12 protein-coding genes are annotated in these 16,837 nt (G+C 70.7%); 3 read left to right on the top strand and 9 right to left on the bottom strand.

Annotated features, from left to right (window positions below; all coding sequences use genetic code 11):
• Positions 1 to 9: 9 nt before the first annotated feature.
• Positions 10 to 2,679: a PAS domain S-box protein gene (locus IT184_01170; GenBank protein MCC7007405.1), complete on the top strand. Its 2,670-nt coding sequence runs from the start codon at positions 10 to 12 to the stop codon at positions 2,677 to 2,679.
• 41 nt (positions 2,680 to 2,720) lie between these two features.
• On the opposite strand, the gene IT184_01165 is transcribed toward IT184_01170, so the two are convergent.
• From IT184_01165 to IT184_01145, 5 genes are all read right to left on the bottom strand, one after another.
• Positions 2,721 to 3,149, bottom strand: a complete 429-nt coding sequence (locus IT184_01165; GenBank protein MCC7007404.1) for a thioredoxin fold domain-containing protein — start codon at positions 3,147 to 3,149, stop codon at positions 2,721 to 2,723.
• A gap of 82 nt (positions 3,150 to 3,231) precedes the next feature.
• The gene (cfa, locus tag IT184_01160) at positions 3,232 to 4,398 is read right to left on the bottom strand and encodes a cyclopropane fatty acyl phospholipid synthase (protein ID MCC7007403.1); all 1,167 of its coding nucleotides are present in this window, start codon (positions 4,396 to 4,398) and stop codon (positions 3,232 to 3,234) included.
• A gap of 110 nt (positions 4,399 to 4,508) precedes the next feature.
• The gene (cadA, locus tag IT184_01155) at positions 4,509 to 6,389 is read right to left on the bottom strand and encodes a cadmium-translocating P-type ATPase (protein ID MCC7007402.1); all 1,881 of its coding nucleotides are present in this window, start codon (positions 6,387 to 6,389) and stop codon (positions 4,509 to 4,511) included.
• A 39-nt stretch (positions 6,390 to 6,428) separates the two neighbouring features.
• Positions 6,429 to 7,322: a LamG domain-containing protein gene (locus IT184_01150; GenBank protein MCC7007401.1), complete on the bottom strand. Its 894-nt coding sequence runs from the start codon at positions 7,320 to 7,322 to the stop codon at positions 6,429 to 6,431.
• A complete protein-coding gene (locus IT184_01145) occupies positions 7,319 to 10,066 on the bottom strand; it encodes a discoidin domain-containing protein (GenBank protein ID MCC7007400.1) in 2,748 nt (915 codons plus the stop codon). The genes IT184_01150 and IT184_01145 overlap by 4 nt, the downstream gene beginning before the upstream one ends.
• Positions 10,067 to 10,194: 128 nt before the next feature.
• Between IT184_01145 and IT184_01140 the strand changes: the two genes are divergently transcribed.
• On the top strand, positions 10,195 to 10,635 hold the full coding sequence (locus IT184_01140; protein MCC7007399.1) for an FKBP-type peptidyl-prolyl cis-trans isomerase: 441 nt from the start codon (positions 10,195 to 10,197) through the stop codon (positions 10,633 to 10,635).
• A gap of 2 nt (positions 10,636 to 10,637) precedes the next feature.
• Here the strand turns inward: IT184_01140 and IT184_01135 are convergent, their stop codons facing one another.
• The 3 genes from IT184_01135 to IT184_01125 all read right to left on the bottom strand — a co-directional run bounded on the left by IT184_01135 (position 10,638) and on the right by IT184_01125 (position 14,898).
• Positions 10,638 to 11,783 (bottom strand): hypothetical protein, encoded by a 1,146-nt coding sequence (locus tag IT184_01135; protein MCC7007398.1) that lies wholly within the window; start codon positions 11,781 to 11,783, stop codon positions 10,638 to 10,640.
• Between the two features lie 56 nt (positions 11,784 to 11,839).
• A complete protein-coding gene (locus IT184_01130) occupies positions 11,840 to 12,454 on the bottom strand; it encodes a hypothetical protein (GenBank protein ID MCC7007397.1) in 615 nt (204 codons plus the stop codon).
• 65 nt (positions 12,455 to 12,519) lie between these two features.
• On the bottom strand, positions 12,520 to 14,898 hold the full coding sequence (locus IT184_01125; GenBank protein ID MCC7007396.1) for a TonB-dependent receptor: 2,379 nt from the start codon (positions 14,896 to 14,898) through the stop codon (positions 12,520 to 12,522).
• A 178-nt stretch (positions 14,899 to 15,076) separates the two neighbouring features.
• Between IT184_01125 and IT184_01120 the strand changes: the two genes are divergently transcribed.
• Entirely contained in the window at positions 15,077 to 15,799 is a 723-nt protein-coding gene (locus tag IT184_01120) for a DnaJ domain-containing protein (protein MCC7007395.1), read from the top strand.
• A gap of 119 nt (positions 15,800 to 15,918) precedes the next feature.
• On the opposite strand, the gene IT184_01115 is transcribed toward IT184_01120, so the two are convergent.
• Positions 15,919 to 16,815, bottom strand: a complete 897-nt coding sequence (locus IT184_01115) for an SDR family oxidoreductase (protein ID MCC7007394.1) — start codon at positions 16,813 to 16,815, stop codon at positions 15,919 to 15,921.
• Positions 16,816 to 16,837 lie beyond the last annotated feature (22 nt).

Below are 16,837 nucleotides of genomic sequence, written 5' to 3'. Positions count from 1 at the left end.
GGTCGCGTCATGCGGCAGCCCTCGGCGATCCCGTGGCATGCCAGGCTCGAAGCCCGCGTGCTCGTCAGCATCGTTGGCATCGCCGTGCTCTCGCTCGCCGCGATGCTGATCGCGACCCGCGCCATCGTGACCCGCTACTCGCTGGCTCGATCGGCCGACGACCTCGCGGCGGCGCACGTCGCGTTCACCCGGCTGACCGAGACGCGCCGGCAGGCGGCGGCCAAGGCCACGCGGCTGATCGTCGATCTGCCGGTTTTCCGAGCCTCGCTCGCGGCGCCGGAAGTCGCCGCTGACGCCCCGACCATCGATCACATGACGGCGGAGTACTGCGCGAAGCTCGGCGCGCAGCTCTGCGTCGTCACGGACGCGTCGGGCCGCTGGCTCGGCCGCTCGGGCGTCGGCGCGCATCAGGCGTCGGTTCCCCAGCTCGTGGGCCCGCTCATGGCGGCCGTCGGCGGCTCGTCGGCCAGCGTCATCACGCTGCTCGGCGCCGATCTGTTCCTGGTCGTCTCCGAACCCGCGCTGTTCGGTCGCGAGTTGATCGGGTCGTTCACGGCCGCGTTCCGGTTCGACGACCAGGTCGCGGCGGAGCTGGCGGCCATCACGAACAGCGAGGTCAGCTTCCTGTGCGGGCACCTGTGCGGCAGCAGCCTGACCGGCGATGCGAGGCAAGCGCTCGACGTGTTGGTGCGCACGCAGCCCGACGCGTTGCGCGTGCTGCACGGCGCGACCGACGTGCGCCCGCTGGGAGGCGCGCAGTACGTCGGTCGCTTCGACGTGCTCGACGCCGCACAGCGCGATCTCGCGCTGCTGCTGCTGAAGGACTGGTCGCCGACGGCCATGGCCCTCGCGCGCATCGAGTCCACGCTGCGCTGGCTGACGGTCGTGACGCTCGTGGTCGCCGTGGGCAGCACGGTGGTGTTCGGCCGCCGCCTCACGCGTCCGATCCGCGATCTCGCGGATGCCGCCACGGAGATCGCCGCGGGACGCTGGCAGCGGCACGTGCCCCCGCGCGGGCCCGTCGAGACGCGGCGCATGGCGCAGGCGTTCAACCACATGACGGCCGTGCTCAGGGACTCGCACGAACAGGTCCAGGCCCGCACGCAGGAGCTGCACATCGCGTACGAGCGGTTCCGCGCCATCACCGACTCGGCCAACGACGCGATCATCTCGGTGGACGCGCACGGCACGATCCAGTTCTGGAATCCGGGCGCCGAACGGCTGTTCGGCTACACCGAGCAGGAAGCGATCGCGCAGCCGCTCACGCTGCTCGTGCCCGACGAACTGCAGGCCGATGCCGCCCGCGTGTTCAGCGAGGTGCTGGCCGGCACGAGCGGCTGGCTCCAGCGCACGGCAGAGTACCGCGCCCGCCGGCGCGACGGCTCGAGCGTCGCCGTCGAGGTGTCGGCGGCGACCTGGACCGCCGGTCCCGAGCGGTTCGTCACCGGCATCGTGCGCGACATCACCGATCGGCACGACGCCGCGCGTGCTCTGCAGCAGCGTGAGGAACAGTTGCGTCATGCGCAGAAGATGGAGGCCATCGGACGGCTGGCCGGCGGCGTCGCACACGATTTCAACAACCTGCTGACCGCCATCCTGGGCTACACCGATCTGCTGCTCGACGAGACGCCGACCGCCGCGGCGGCGCACCCGCATCTATTGGAAGTCCAGCGCGCGGGCCGGCATGCCGCGGCGCTCACGCGCGACCTGCTCGCGTTCAGCCGCAAGCAGGTGCTGCAGCCGGTCGTCGTCGATCTCAACACGATCGTCATCGATGCCGAAAGCCTGGTGCGCCGGCTCGTCGGCGAATCGGTCGAGCTGGTCCTTGCCCTCGAGCCCGGCATCCGGTGCGTCAAGGCCGACCCTGGCCAGTTGACACAGGTGCTGCTCAACCTCGCGGTCAACGCGCGCGACGCGATGCCGAACGGCGGACGGCTGACGATCGCCACGTCGATGGATGGCGACGCCGGCACGGACGACGTGCGGCTCACGGTGGGCGACACCGGGTGCGGGATGACGCCCGAGGTGCGCGCGCACATCTTCGAGCCGTTCTACACGACGAAGCCCGTAGGACGCGGCACCGGCCTCGGCCTGGCGACCGTGTACGGCATCGTGCAGCAGAGCGGCGGCCGGATCTCGGTCGACAGCGCGCCGAACCTCGGCACGGCGTTCGTCATCACGCTGCCGGGAACGAGCGCGCCGGCGTCGCAGGCGGATGCGGTGTCCGAGCCGGCCTCATCGCCGGCCGTGACCGGCGAGACGCTGCTGCTCGTCGAGGACAACGAGGCCGTGCGCAGCATGGCGCGCGAAGCCCTTGCGGCGGCCGGCTATCGCGTGCTCGAGGCGCAGAACGGCGAGGAGGCCATGCGCATCGCGGCCAGCGCGCTCGACTCGATCGACGCGGTCGTCACGGACGTCGTCATGCCGGTGATGGGCGGGCGCGAGCTCGTGACGAGACTTCGAGAACTGCGGCCCGATCTGTGCGTGCTGTTCACGTCAGGATACGCGAGCGATCCGTCGACGGCCGTCTACGCCAAGACGCTCGGGGCCGGGTTTCTCCAGAAGCCCTTCGTGCCGTCGACGCTGCGCCGGAAGGTCCGCGAGTTGCTCGAGCGCCGTGGAGCGGGCGGCGAAGCGGACGAGGCGGCCGCCGCGGGTGCGAACGCCTCGGCAGGTTGAGCGGCGATCGTGCCGCCAGAGCGGTGGCTCGGGAACGTCGATCACGCGCCGGCGGCTTCCAGCCAGCGCGCCATCTCTGCGTGGCGCACGGCGCCAGCCTGCTGCGAGAAGACGCGGCCGTCCTTGAGGACCAGGAAGTTCGGAATGCTGCTCACACGGTAGCGCGCAGCGAGCTCCGGATGCCGTTCCGTGTCGACCTTCAGCACGACCGCGCGTCCGGCCATGATCTCCGCCGTGCGCTTCACCTCGGGCGCCGCCATGCGGCAAGGGCCGCACCACGCGGCCCAGAAATCCACGAGCACGGGCACGCGCGCTTCCTGCAGGATGGCGTCGAAGAGCGCGGAATCCGCGTCGAGCGGCCAGGACAACGGTCCGAGCGGAGCCTTGCACTGGCCACAGCGCGACTGGGCGGCGAGCGCCCCAGCTCCGATGCGGTTCTTCTGTCCACACTGGCTGCACGTGAGAATCATCGACGCCTTCTCTCCACGCGAACTCGTCGCCGAGAACGTTCAGATCTTGGATGCCGCTCGCCAGCCGACGTGTCGGCGTGCGTCAGGCCAACCGGCGGTGCCCGCCGGCGACGCCATGGGGAGACAGCACGAGCTGCCAGAGCTGATTGCGGCGCGCGCGGAACGTGCCCGCGCAGGTGAGCAGGTAGTAGCGCCAGAGCCGGCGGAAGCGCTCCGGATACCGGTGCGCCAGCGCGGGCCACGCCACCTCGAACCTCGCGTGCCACGCCATCAGCGTCCGGTCGTAATCCGCACCGAAGTTGTGCCAATCCTCGATCACGAAGCGGCCCTCGAGCGCGCGCGCGATCTGTGCGGCTGACGGCAGCACGGATCCCGGAAACACGTGCCGGTCGATCCAGGCATCGGTCGTGCGCCGCGAGACGAGGCCGCCGATCGTGTGCAGGAGCATCAGGCCGTCCTCCGTCAGCAGGCGGCGCATCGTGTCGAAGTAGGCTCGGTAATTCCGCGGTCCGACGTGTTCGAACATTCCGATCGACACGATTCGATCGAAGCGGCCGCGGACGTCGCGGTAGTCGCACTCGACGATGTCGATCGGCAGGCCCGCACAGCGTGCGCGTGCTGCCGCGGCCTGGCTCGGCGAGACGGTGATGCCCACGATCTTCACGTCATGATGCCGAGCGGCATACTCGGCGAACCCGCCCCAGCCGCAGCCGACGTCGAGCAGCCGCTGACCGGGCGTCAGCGCGAGCTTCCGGCAGACGAGCGCCCACTTCGCCCGCTGCGCCTCGTCGAGCGTCGTCGCGGCGCGCCAGTAGCCGCAACTGTACGCCATCGTCGGGCCGAGCATCGCCTCGTAGAGCGCGTCGTCGAGATCGTAGTGGCTCGTGATCGCCCGGCGCGCGCGCCGCTTCGTCTGCCCGTTCACGACTCGCGCGGCGAGTGCCTGGGCGATCGCCGATGCGCGCCAGGCGAGCGGCCGATCGGCTTCGGCGGCGAGCAGGCGCGCCGTGAGCACGTCGAGCGCGGCGCAGTCCCAGTCGCCGTCAACGTACGCCTCGCCGGCGCCGAGCGTGCCGCCGAGCAGGATGCGCCACGCGGCCGACGCACTGTGGAGCTGAGGATCCCAGAGGTGGCGGCCGTTCAGCACGAGCCCGGCAGGCGCCACGAGCGCCCCGAGACGCCGCCAGGCCCAGGCGGTTGCCGTGTGATTCGACGGTGGAGACGCCAGGAACCCAAGGGTGTCGGCCATCGTTCCGTCTCGAACGATCAGAACAACAATCTCGCCAAGTGTCACGCCGCGCAAGGGCCCTGATGGGGGACTCGACAGCACGAAACGCCCCACAGGAGCCCCTCGCGAGACTACCGTTCGAAGTCCTGAATCTGGGCCGGGGCGACGCCGGCACGCAACGCATTCAGCACGGCGAGCACGTCGATGATCTCCTGGCCAATCGCGGCGTTGACGGGCGTGAGCAGGCCCGCGGCCGCGGCCAGCATCCCGGCCAGGCTCAGCGCCATGCCCCCGATCGCGCTCTGCAGGGCGACCGCCCGCATGTGCCGTCCGATGTGCAGCACCTCGTCCACTTTGCGAAGGGTGTTGTCGAGGATGACGACGTCGGCCGCCTCGGCGGTGACCTCGGTGTTGCGTCCGAGCGCGATGCCGACGGTGGCGGCTTTCATCGCCGGCGCGTCGTTGATCCCGTCGCCGACGTAGAGCGTTCGCGCTCTGGCCGTCTCCTGGCGGACGAGCTCGAGCTTCTGCTCGGGCGTCTGCTCGGCATGGATCGCGCCGATCCCCACACGCTCGGCGAGGAACGCGACCTCCGCCCGCCGGTCGCCCGAGACGATCATCACGCGATCGAAGTGGTGCGCGGGCGCCAGGTGGCTGACGAAGTCCCGGCTCTCGGCGCGGGGCGCGTCGCGGAACCGCAGGAGCGCGGCGAAGCGGCCGTCGATCGCGACCAGGCACTCCAGCCCGCCCGCTTCGGCCGGCAGCGCCACGCCGGCGCCGGCGGGCGACGCCACGAACGCGCGCCGGCTCTGCAGGTGGATCCGCCGGCCTCGAACGACGGCACGCATGCCCGCGCCCGGCGGCTCGCTCACCTCGGTGGCGTCGCTCAGCGCGAACCCGGCCTTCGCGGCGGCCGCGGCGATCGCGCGCGCCAGCGGATGCTTGGAGTAGCGCTCCGCGCTCGCGACGAGCGCCAGCATCTCGCGCGCATCCTGGCCGTCTGCCGTCGTCTGCTCGACCAGCTCCGGCTCGCCGTACGTCAGCGTGCCCGTCTTGTCGAAGATGGCGGTCCGGCAACTCGTGATCTGCTCGAGCACGACGGGGCTCTTGACGATGATCGCGCGGCGCGCCGCGAGCGACACCGCGCCGATGATGGCGACCGGGATCCCGATCAGCAGGGGACAGGGCGTCGCGATGACCACGACGGCGAGGAAGCGGACGGGATCGCCGGTGACGAGCCAGGCCGCTCCCGCGAGCCCGACGGCGAGCGGCGTGTAGACGATGGCCAGCTCGTCGCCGAGCCGTCGAAGGCGCGGACGCCGCTGCTCGGCGTCGCGCATGACGGCCATGACGCGGGCATAGCGCGAGTCGTTTGCGCGCCGCGTGGCGCGAACGGTGAGCCGCGCGTCGCCATTTCGCGCGCCGGAGATCACCGGCGAGCCCTGCGTCTTCGTGATCTCGAACGGCTCTCCGGTGAGATAGGACTCGTCCATCCGCCCGTGGCCGGCGATCACCACGCCATCGACCGGGCAGATCTCGTGCGGGTGGATCTCGACGACGTCGCCGACCGCGAGCGCCTCGACCGGCACGTCGCTCGTCGCCTGCGCGTCGACGCGGTGCGCGATGGTGGGCATCCGCGCCGCGAGGGCCGTCAGGGCGGAAGAGGCGCGACCGATCGCGTAGTCCTCGAGGACCTGTCCGCCCGAGAGCATGAGGACGACGATCGTCCCGGCCAGGTACTCGCCGAGCGCGATCGAGGTCAGGATCGAGATGCCGGCGAGCAGGTCGGCGCCGAACTCGCCGCGCCAGGCGTGACGCGCAAGCTGCGCGACCAGCGGGCCACCTCCGGCGGCCAACGCGACGAGCAGCGGCAGGTCCGCAGCGTGACGTCCAACGCCCGCGCCGTGCGCGAGCCCCACGTGCGCGACGAGACAGACGATCGCGAGCGCACCGATGCGCGTGGATGGGCGACGCCACAACGACACGCGTCTAGCGTACTCCGCCGTCCCGATCGCCGGGGCCCGGCCGCGTGAGGCGGACGGCCGGATCCGCTACGGCAGCAGGCCTGCCACGCCGGTCGGGAGCGCGTGGAGCGCTTTGATCTCCGCATCCGAGAGCACGCGTCCGAACACCGACAGCTCGTCGAACATGCCGACGTACCCGGCGCCGATGTTGATCGCGGCCTGGGCCGGGTCCCAGGTGAACGTCTGCCGGCGCGCCGTGAGCGCGCCCGCGGGCTGACCGTCGAGGTAGAGCCGCGCCACGCCGTCCGGCTCGCCCGTGTTGAATCGATCGAACGTGAAGGCCACGTGCGTCCACTTGCCCTTGCCGAACGGCGGCTGCTCCACGGTGACGAGCGGACGCTCGGGTCCGGGAATGTCCTCGAAGCGGCGGTTCGTCGGATTCCAGACGTTCAGATCGGCGTAGACCCCGAGCCGGAAGGGCGTCGCGGTCGCGGTCTTCTCGAACTCGACGAAGAAGGCCGCGTTGTTCCAGGCGTGCGGCGTGATCTGAACGGGATCGCAGAATCCCGGATCGAGCTCGCCGGCCGGATCGACGCTCAGCCAGAACGACACGGTGCCGGCCCAGTTCGTCTTGGCGTAGGGCACGTTGCGCTGCGCTTTGAAGAACACGGACGGGTGGCGGCGCGCGGTGAAGCGCAGGGCGTCGCCGAAGCGTCCGAGGCCCGAGGCGACCTGCACCTCGCCGGTCGCCGGCAGGCCCGGCGTGCCCTCCTGGCGACGGGCAAACGTCGGCGCGGAGTAGAGCGTTCGATCTCCGGCGGCGTGCACGGCGTTCACGCCGTTGTCGAACCCGGCGTGGAAGGTGAGCGCCGCGCGCAGACCGGCTTGCGCCTGCACGGGGATCTCCTCGATCACGAGCATGCCCCCGAGGAGCAGCAGGCCCGCGGCGCACGCCGCAGCCCAGGACAGACGCATCGTCATTGGGAACCTCCCCGGCCAGCCGCCGATGCCGCTGGCGCGGCGTAGAGTCGCAGCCGCTCGATCGTCCAAGGTGGCGCCCCGTCGAGCGCCGCGGTCTGCGTGATGCGGACGAAGCGGGCCGTTGCCGGCGCGAATGCGGCGGCGGTGGTGCGCCCCTGGCCGCGTCCGTCCGCGACGACCGTTTGCCAGGCCGTGCCGTCCATCGAGACCTCGACGCGGAACGCTCGCGGGAACGCCGCGGTGGGCGGCGGCCCGCCGCGCCCGCCGCCGATCGCCTGCGACTCGAACTGCACCTCGGTCAACGCGGCGGGCGACGGCAGCTCGATCTGGAACCACATGCCGGGCTGCTGAGCGACGCCGGTCGTCCAGCGCGAGTAGTCGAGCGCGCCGCGCGCGCTGTCGGCGTTGTGGCTGGCGCTCACGCGCCACGTCGCGTCCGGCACGAGCACGCGAGGCAGCGCCGCCTCGATGGCCGCCACGGTCCGCAGTCCTTGGCGGCCGGCGGTCGCGGCCCGGACCCGCGCGACGTCGCCTGGCGTCACCGGCGGCGCGCTGTTGCCGAACGCGTTGCGCACGTAGCTCGCGACGTCGGCGATCCACTGATCCGAGTTCGATCCCATCGGCGCCATCACCTCTGGATACGTGCGGCCGTCAATCGGCCCGGTGACGCCGTGGAGCAGGGACGTGATGAGGTAGTCGCGATGCGCCATCACCCTCGCGGAGCCGGCGAGCGACGGCGCCATCGTGAGGCCCACCGAGGCTCCCGGCTGCGGCGTGCCGCGCCCGTCGTCGCCATGGCACGAGAAGCAGATCTCGTTGTAGGCCGTATTGCCGCGGGCGATCGAGTCCTGCTGGTCTGGCGTGAAGAGCCCACCGCGCCCGGCGCCGCCGGCCGCCGCCGGCGGGTTGAGCACGCGATCGGCAACGAACTGCACGCCGCGCGCCCGATGCCGTTCCCTCGCGGATCCGACCGTCGTGGAGAGGTCCGGCGCCTTCAGGAGATTCATCGTGAGCATCGCCTGGATGATCACGTCGGGATCCGCGTCGCCGGCGGCCTGCCGCCAGTCCGCGGCCAACGAGCGGTCGCCGGCCTTGTAGAGCGACTCGCTCGCACGGATCGCCTGGATGCGCATGCGCGGCTCGGGATCCCTGAGCAGTGTCCGGGCGAGCGATGCGTCGAGCGCCCCCAGCCCTTCGATCGTCCAGAGCGCGTGGAACCGCGTGAGCAGCGCGGCCGGCGGGCGCGTGAGCCGCTGCAAGGCCGGCACGACCGAGGCGTCCTGCCTCAACACGAGGAGCTGCTGCGCCGTGTCGCGCCACCAGCCATTCGGGTGGGCGAGGTGCGCGACGAGCTGCTGAGACGTCTCCGACAACATCCGCGGCCGCGTGCGGTCCGGCGCGATGCCGTCGTAGGTCACGCGCCAGACTCGCCCGTATCCGAGCACCTTGTCCAACTGGTACTGGCGGATCTTCTGCCGGAGATAGGTGCCTTCCTTGGCCCAGAGCGCGCCCTCGATGATCCCGCGGTACATGTCGGCGATGTACATGACGCCATCGGGGCCCGTCGCCACGTCGACGGGACGGAACAGCGGATCCAGCGAGCGGATGAACTCGGACCGCGGATAGGCGTTGCGGAGCTGCGTCAGCCCGCCGTCCTTGACGACCTTCAGACGACGGACGGCGCGCGCCACGGTCTCGCCGTAGAAGTAGTCGCCGACCATGTCGGCAGGAAGCCGGTGCCCTCGGAAGACCTCGTTGCCCGCCGACGCGGTGCCGTAGACGAGCGAGCCGTCCGGCAGCCGCGTCCCCGGAATACCGGCCTGGATGTCGCCCACGAGAATCGGGGCACCCCAGAGGATGTTCAGGTCCGGCTCGAACTGATCGGGCCAGTCGAAGTTGCCGTAGTGCACCGGGAACTGGAAGTAGCCCGGCATGCCGCTCGCGCCGTGCTGGAACCAGACCTTGCCGTCGTCGTCCTGCGCCACGCTCCACTGCGCGCGGTTCGGTCCGGTCGGCTCGCGCAGGACGCCGTGCGGCGTCCACCGCACGCGGAACGCGTTGACCGTGCTGTAGAGCCAGTTGTCCATCGCCCACAGCAGGCCGGACGGCTGGGACTCCATGCTGCCGCCGCGGCCGAAGCTCGCCGTGAACAGCTCACGGCGATCGGCGACGCCGTCGTCGTTCGTGTCGGAGTACCGCCAGACTTCGTCGTTGTTCGTCTCGAGCACGAGCACGCTGTCGGGGCCGAACGGCATCGCGAAGCGGGGGAACAGCAGCCGATCGACGAACACGCTGTGCGTCTCGAACGACCCGTCGGCGTCGCGGTCCTCGTGCCGCGAGATGCGCCCGATCGGCTGCAGCGCGTCGATGCCATCGATGGTCTGCTCGTATCCGCGCAGCTCCACGAGGTACATGCGGCCGTTGCCGTCGAACGTGATGGCGGCGGCCGAGTCGATCAGCGGATCCGAGAGCACGGGTTCGATCCGGAAGCCCGGAGGAAGCCAGAACCGCCTGGCCTGTTGCTCGGGCCGCAGCGGAAGCACGGGCGGTTTCGGCGAGAGGTCCGCCGCGGCGTTGGCCGGATCGTCGGCGTCCGGCGCGGCACCCGGCCCGCGGCCGCCGGTTGGCGTCTGAATAGCACCGCCCGGCTGGGCCGGCGGAGACGGCGCCTGCGCCGACAGCACGACCAGCGCGGCGCCGACGATCGCGCACGCAGCGATGAAGGACCTCGATCGCAATGTCATACTTCCTTCGTGTTGGAGTCAGCGGCTTATACCACCGGCTGTTCGAGAGGGTCAATCGGACGGATGCCCGCGCGCGGCAGATTCATGACAGAATTTCGCCAGCGCACGAGCGCTGGAGCGGACGGACGATGATCGGGCGTATCGGTCGGATGGGAATCGCCGCATGGCTGTGCGCGGCCGTCATGGCGGGGACGGGATGCCGCAGCGCGGTCACCGCGCCGTCCGTCTACGCGCCGTTCAGCACGACGGATCTCGTCGTGGGCACGGGCGATGTCGCCACGCGCGGCCAGCTCGTCCTCGTGGAGTACACCGGGTGGATCTACGACGGGAGCCGGCCCGACAACAAAGGTGCGATCTTCGACACGTCGAGCGGCCGCACGCCGTACGCGTTCACGCTGGGTCTCGGTGAAGTCATCACCGGCTGGGACGACGGGCTCGAGGGCATCCGCGTCGGCGGCACGCGCCGGCTCGTGCTCCCGCCGTCGAAGGCCTACGGCGACACGCGCTCCGGCGCGATCCCGCCGAATTCGACGCTGATCTTCGAAGTCGAGCTCGTCGCGATCCAGTAGCGCTACGGTGCCGCCGGCGCGGCCGCGGCCGGGTCGGGCGCTGCTGGCACGGGCACGGGGCGCGCGGGTGCACCGCCGCGCCCGAACGGGCTGGGAAGATAGAGCCGGCCGCCCGCCGTGATGGCGATGACGCGCTCGTTCACGACGGTCTCTCCCGGTCCCACTGCCTTCCCCTTGACTTTGTGGAACGCGCCCTCGGCGAAGATGCCGAAAGGCGGCCTGAGGTACCACTCGAAGCCCCCGCCGAACATCCATCCCCAGCCTTCGGTGTTGACGATGAAGCGCTCGGACTCGCCTTTGATGAGGACATCGCCCTGCTGCCGATCCGCCAGCGTCTGATCCACCGTCGACGTCGCGCGATGGTAGTTGAGCCCACCTCGCGCGTAGACGCGGACCGTGCCGAAGAGACCGCCCGTCGTGCCGGCGAGCGTCAGGATGTCGGTCTCGAAGCGGTGGGTGAACGTCAGAGGATCCTCGGTGCCACGCGCCTCGAGCGTCGCGCCCTTGATGAGGCTCACCTCGGCGCCGAGCGAATTGCGGAACCAGTAGGTGCCGCCGAAGGTGACCGCCGGCTTGAAGTCCGTCGCCGTGCAGGGCCGCACGTCGCCGCAGGCCAGCGCGAACGTCTTCATCAGGCGGGGGAGCGTGAGGCCGATCGAGAGGGTCACGGCCCGCGGCTGCACGACGGCCGGCATGTCGCCGGTGTAGTCGCCTCTCAGCCACTGGGGCGGCGGTGGCCCCTGACGCACGAGCAGCATCGGCGTCGCCGTCTGCAGGTCGATGACGACGGACGTGTTGCGCCGGATGACGTAGAGCCCGGTCAGCTCCTGCCGCTCGCATTCCGGCGGCGCCGCCGGGATCAGCCGGTCCCGGTCCGCCAAGCCGACGCGAACCAGGTTCTGACAGCGATCGACCTGGAACTGGAGCACGTGCTCGGTCGTTCCTGGCGCGAGCGGCAGGGTGAGCGGAATCTGTGCGGTGCCCGCCGGGTCAGGCGCTCCCTTGCCGACGACCTCGCTTTCGTACACGACCTCGACCGAAGCCGCGGCTCCGACATTGCGCAGCACCAGCGTCTGCGCGGCGGCCGCCGAGACGTGGCCCGCCGAGAGCAAGGCGACCCATACGAGGGATCGCCAGCATCGCATCATGTTTCCGCTCCTCCACGGTGCATCTCGGGGACGCCACCGCCTGAACATCCCGCCGATTATGAGTCGGGACCGCCTGGACTGTCACGGTCCGCGTCGGCCGAGACGCCGCCGCAGAACCTGACGAGCCGCTCGCGCGTGACGGCGAGCGCCCTTTGGACGATGGCGCCCGGCAGCGTGGCCGGGGCGAAGATCACGACGAGCAGCCGCGTCGTCGCGGTCGTGACCATCGTGCGGGCGGAGTCCGAGGTCGGGTTTCCGAACGGGCCGCGCGCATCGGCGAGCGTCAACCGCCCGTCGAGGTGCACGACGTCCTTGCGGATTCCGCCGTACTGCTCCCCCGTGGCACCGAGGCGGAGCGTGACGCCGCCGTCGATCGCGGCGAGATCGTAGAGCCCGAACGGCAACTGCGACTCCAGCGAGCACCAGTTGACGATGTCTACCGCGGTGTTGACGCGCGGAAGCGGCTCGCCCTTCCGGACGCGCCGCAGGAGCGCCTCCGACGAGGGCCGTGTCTTGGTGGGATCGATGCCGACACGGCGGTACATCGCCCGCACCGCTGCGGTGACGCCGGCGCGCTCGGCCGACGCCGCGTCAGCGATCGCGGCCTGATGGATCGCGACGTCGAGTGGTGCGTCGTGCTCGCGCACGACGACCTTATCCAGCGCCAGCACGGCGGGGGAGACGAGGCCCGTCAGCTCGGGGGCAACCTGAACGGGTACGGTGCGCGAGGCCAGCTCTACCGTCCCTGCACGCGAATCCTGAGCCCGACGCTGACGAGCCGCGGCATGCCGATGAGCGTCGGCGCGATCGGATTGCCGCTGGCGTCGCTGGCCGTGCCGATCCAGAACTCCTTGTCGAAGAGGTTCTGCGCGGCGAGGAAGATTTGGAGCGTCGGGCCGAGCGCGCGCGAGACGCTGGCGTTGACGACGGCGTAGCCCGGAAGCACGCGCGCCGGCGTGTTGAGATCGTCGTCGAACTGATCGCCCACGGCCTGCACGTCGACGCCGGCACTGAAGTACTTCGGATCGGCGTACTGGAACTGGAACGCGCCGCGGTGCTTCGGCACCTGCTGCAGGTAACGGTCGACCAGCGCCGGGTTCACGTCGTTCTCGCGCACCTTGGCGATGTCGTAGATGTAGGCGCCGCCGACGCGGACGTGGTCGCCGATGCGGTAGTCCGCGTCCGTCTGAATGCCCCAAATACGTGTGCGCCCCAGGTTCTCTCGTTTCAGCGTGTTGGGCGGAGATGGTTGCGTGACGTTCGCGACCGGGTCTTTCATCCGGTTGTCGAACACCGTCGTGCGCCAGGTCAGCCCCCGGACGGGCAGGATGTTGATGCCGAATTCGCCGCCCACGAGCCGCTCGGGCCCGAGCGCCGGGTTCGCGAGCGTGACCTGCGCGCCGAGCGAGAACCGCCGGTACAGCTCGTTCAGCGTCGGCGCGCGGAAGCCGGACGCCAGGTCGCCCCACACCGAAACGCGATCGGTCAGGCGGTAGAGCACGCCGACGCGTGGGCTCACCACCGTGTCCTGCTTGTCGGCCAGGTCCGGATCACTCACGGCGCCGTTCGAGAGCATGGTCTCGACATTGTGCGCGTCGTAGTTCCGCCAGCGGTCGACTCGCGCGCTCAGCGTCACCGTCAGCCGATCGGTCGGCGTGATGACATCCTGCACGAACAGGCCGAAGAGCCGCTGCGTGCCGCCCGCCACCCGGTGGAGCGTCTTGTTCGCGCCGGTCTGCGCGTCGTACGCGTCCTCCACGCTGTCGCCGTCCACCCAGCGGAAGTCCATGCCGCCGGTCACCGCGTGGCGGCCGCGGAACACGCGCGACCACTGCGCCATGCCGCCGACCGCGTCGGTCGGCACGGTCTGCGTCAGCGAGAGGCGCCCGACGTTCCTGGTCGTGCCCGCATCGGGGATCGCGAGGAAGTTGCTGTGGAACTCCTTGGCGTCGGTGAAGACCGTCGCCTGCAGGCTGCTCGAGTCGGGCAGCACCGCGCGCACGCCGCCGCTCGTGTACGTCCAGGCCGTGTCGTTCGATTCCTCGATCGTCGGCGTGAAGCTCGTGCGCTTGCCGTTGGCGCGCTCTTCCGTGAAGTAACCGGCCCGGACGAACGCGTGCACCCGGTCCGTCGGGTTGTAGTCGAGCTTGACGGCGACGTTCTTGTACTGAACGGCGACGTTGTTGTCGACGCCGCCGCGCTGCGAGGGCAGCACGTTGGCATAGCCGTCGGTGTCGAAGGCCGTGGCGTCCACGGCGACGCCCACCTTGCCCCACACGTCGCTCGCGCGCAGGTCGAGCTTGGGCGTGGACCGGTTGCCGTACTGCGCCTTCATCTCGACGGTCCGCCGCGTCGGCTGGCTCGTCACGACGTTCAGCACGCCGCCCATCGCGTAGCTGCCGTACAGGCTCGACGACGCGCCGTTGACGACCTCGATCCGCTCGGCGCTCTCGATCGGGAGCGCGGTCCAGTACACCCATCCGCCGAACGCGTCGTTGAACGGGACGCCGTCGAGCAGCACGAGGCTGCGGCTCACGCCGCTCGGTCCGATGCCGCGCAGCGACACGCCCTGGCTCGTCGGGTGCGCCGAGATGCTGCTCGACCGGCGGAACAGACTGAACTCCGGCAGCCGGCGCAGCACGTCGTCGGCGACGACGGCCGGCGTCTGGCGGATCTCTTCCTTGGCGATCACGTTCACGGCGGCCGGGACGTCGCCCAGCCGCTGTTCGGTGCGCGTCGGCGTCACGCTGACCTGCTCGGTGATGCCGGCCGCGGCGAGCGTCGCCTCGACGGCGCCGGCGGGCTCGCCGGCGGCGAACGTCCGGCGGAACTCGGCGAACCCGTCGGCGCGAACGATGACCGTCACGGCGCCGGGCGCGGGCGCCGTGACGCTGAACCGGCCGTCCGAGCCCGCGACGCCCTGACGTTCGGCACCGGACGCCACGCGGACGATGACGTTGGCGCCCGCAATCACGCCGCCGCCAGCGTCACGGACGACGCCCGAGACGGTGGTGGCGGTAGAGGCGGTAGTGGTCGCGGGGGCCTGCTGGATCGGGCTCCCGCCTGGTAGCGCGAGGAGGAGCTGACTGAGGAAGAATGCCGTCGATGCTGTCATGACCTCGAATCCGTGTAGCCGATCGCGTCCGGCCCGCCCGGAGCGAGCGGACCGGCCAGGCCGGCGTCCAGAACACATTCGTCAGGCCTCGCTATTATCCGCGAATTCCGACGGTGCGTGCCTCGGCTCAAGATCGACGCCGCGCGGCCGACTACCGGTCCGGGACACGCTCACGCACATGGTCCGCACGCCGACGCACTACGAAGTGCTGCACGTGCAGCCGGACGCGCCACGCGAGATCGTCCACATGAGCTACCTGACGCTCATGCGGCGGCTCCGCATGCACCCGGACCTCGGCGGCGATCCGGACATGGCGGCCCGCATCAACGACGCGTTCGCGGTGCTGAGCGATCCCGAGGCGCGGGCCCGCTACGACCGAACCCTGGCGGCCGCCTCCGAACGGCGCGCCGAGGCCGCGGTCCTGCTGCCTCCGGCCGATGAAGCTCCACGCCAAGCCGCGGCGTCGCCCGTCACGGCGTGCGAGTTCTGCGGCACGCTGCACCCGGCGCGAGATCTGACGCGGCCGTCGGCCATCTGCGCGTTGTGCGCCAGCCCGCTCTATCCAGCCAGCATGCACGAGCAGGACGACACGGCTCGCCGGGCGTTCCACCGCATCAGCCGGGAATGGCCGCTGGCGTTCCACTTCGCCTATCCCTACGGGGCGCCGCTCACCGGCACGACGCGCGATCTATCGATTTCCGGCCTGCGATTCACGACCGCCCACCGGCTGAGCCCGGAGGATCGGCTCCGCTTGACGTGTGCCTTCTGCGACGCCATCGGCGTCGTCCGCCATGTGCACCACGGGCTGGAGCATCGCGACGAGCCGTGGAGCGTCGGCGTCGCGTTCCTCACGCTGCGAATCAACCTCGCGCCGGGCGGGATCGTGTCGAAGTTGATCTGATTTCGGACGCCACGCGCGTCGCGGCCCGCCCGGGACGTCGCCGGCCGTTGCAGGGGACCGCGGCAAGACCACGACCGCAAGCCTCTGGACTCACACTTCAGGCTCGCATCCTCGACGGCTCACGCGACCGTCTTGCCGCCGGTGATCGTCAGCACTTCGCCGGTGATGTAGCTCGAGTCGGCGTTCGACGCGAAGAACACGTAGGCCGGGGCGATTTCCTCCGGCTGGCCGGGCCGGCCCATCGGCGTGTCCTGGCCGAACGTGGCGACCTCGTCCGGCGGACGATCCGACGGGTTGAGCGGCGTCCACACCGGCCCTGGCGCCACGCAGTTCACTCGAATCTCCCGATCCACCAGCGACTGGGCGAGCGACTTCGTGAAGGCGTGAATCGCGCCTTTGGTCGACGCGTAGTCGAGGAGCTTGCCGCTGCCGTTGAGGCCGACGATCGAGCCGGTGTTGATGATCGCGGCGCCCGGCCGGAGATGGGGCAGCGCCGCTTGCGTCAGCCAGAACATCGCGAAGATGTTGGTCTCGAACGTCCGCGTCCATTGGGCGTCGCTGATCTCGGCGATGGACGGCTGGTGCTGCTGGAACGCCGCGTTGTTGACCAGGACGTCGAGCCGGCCCCATCGCCGGACGGTCGTGGCGATGACGCGCCGGCAGAACGCCGGCCGGCGAAGATCGCCCGCGATGAGGAGGGCGCGGCGTCCGGCACCTTCGATGGCGCGCGCCGTTTCCTCGGCGTCGTCGCGCTCCTCGGGAAGGAACACGAGCGCGACGTCGGCGCCCTCGCGAGCGAACAGGACGGCGACGGCACGGCCGATCCCCGAGTCGCCTCCCGTCACGATCGCCACGTTGCCGTTGAGCTTGCCGGACGCCCGGTAGTCGGGTGCCTCGTACTTCGGGCGGGGCTCGAGCTCGGATTCGCGGCCGGGCTTCGGCTGATGCTGCTTCGGAAACGGCGGCTTCGGCCGGCGGTCCGAGGCGGCCCGTGTGCGCGTTCGCGTCTTCGCCATCCTGCGATCTCCTGGTCGGCAC

The organism is Acidobacteriota bacterium (assembly GCA_020853395.1).
Classification (GTDB): domain Bacteria; phylum Acidobacteriota; class Vicinamibacteria; order Vicinamibacterales; family SCN-69-37; genus JADYYY01.
This window is presented reverse-complemented; position numbering and strand designations above follow the sequence as displayed.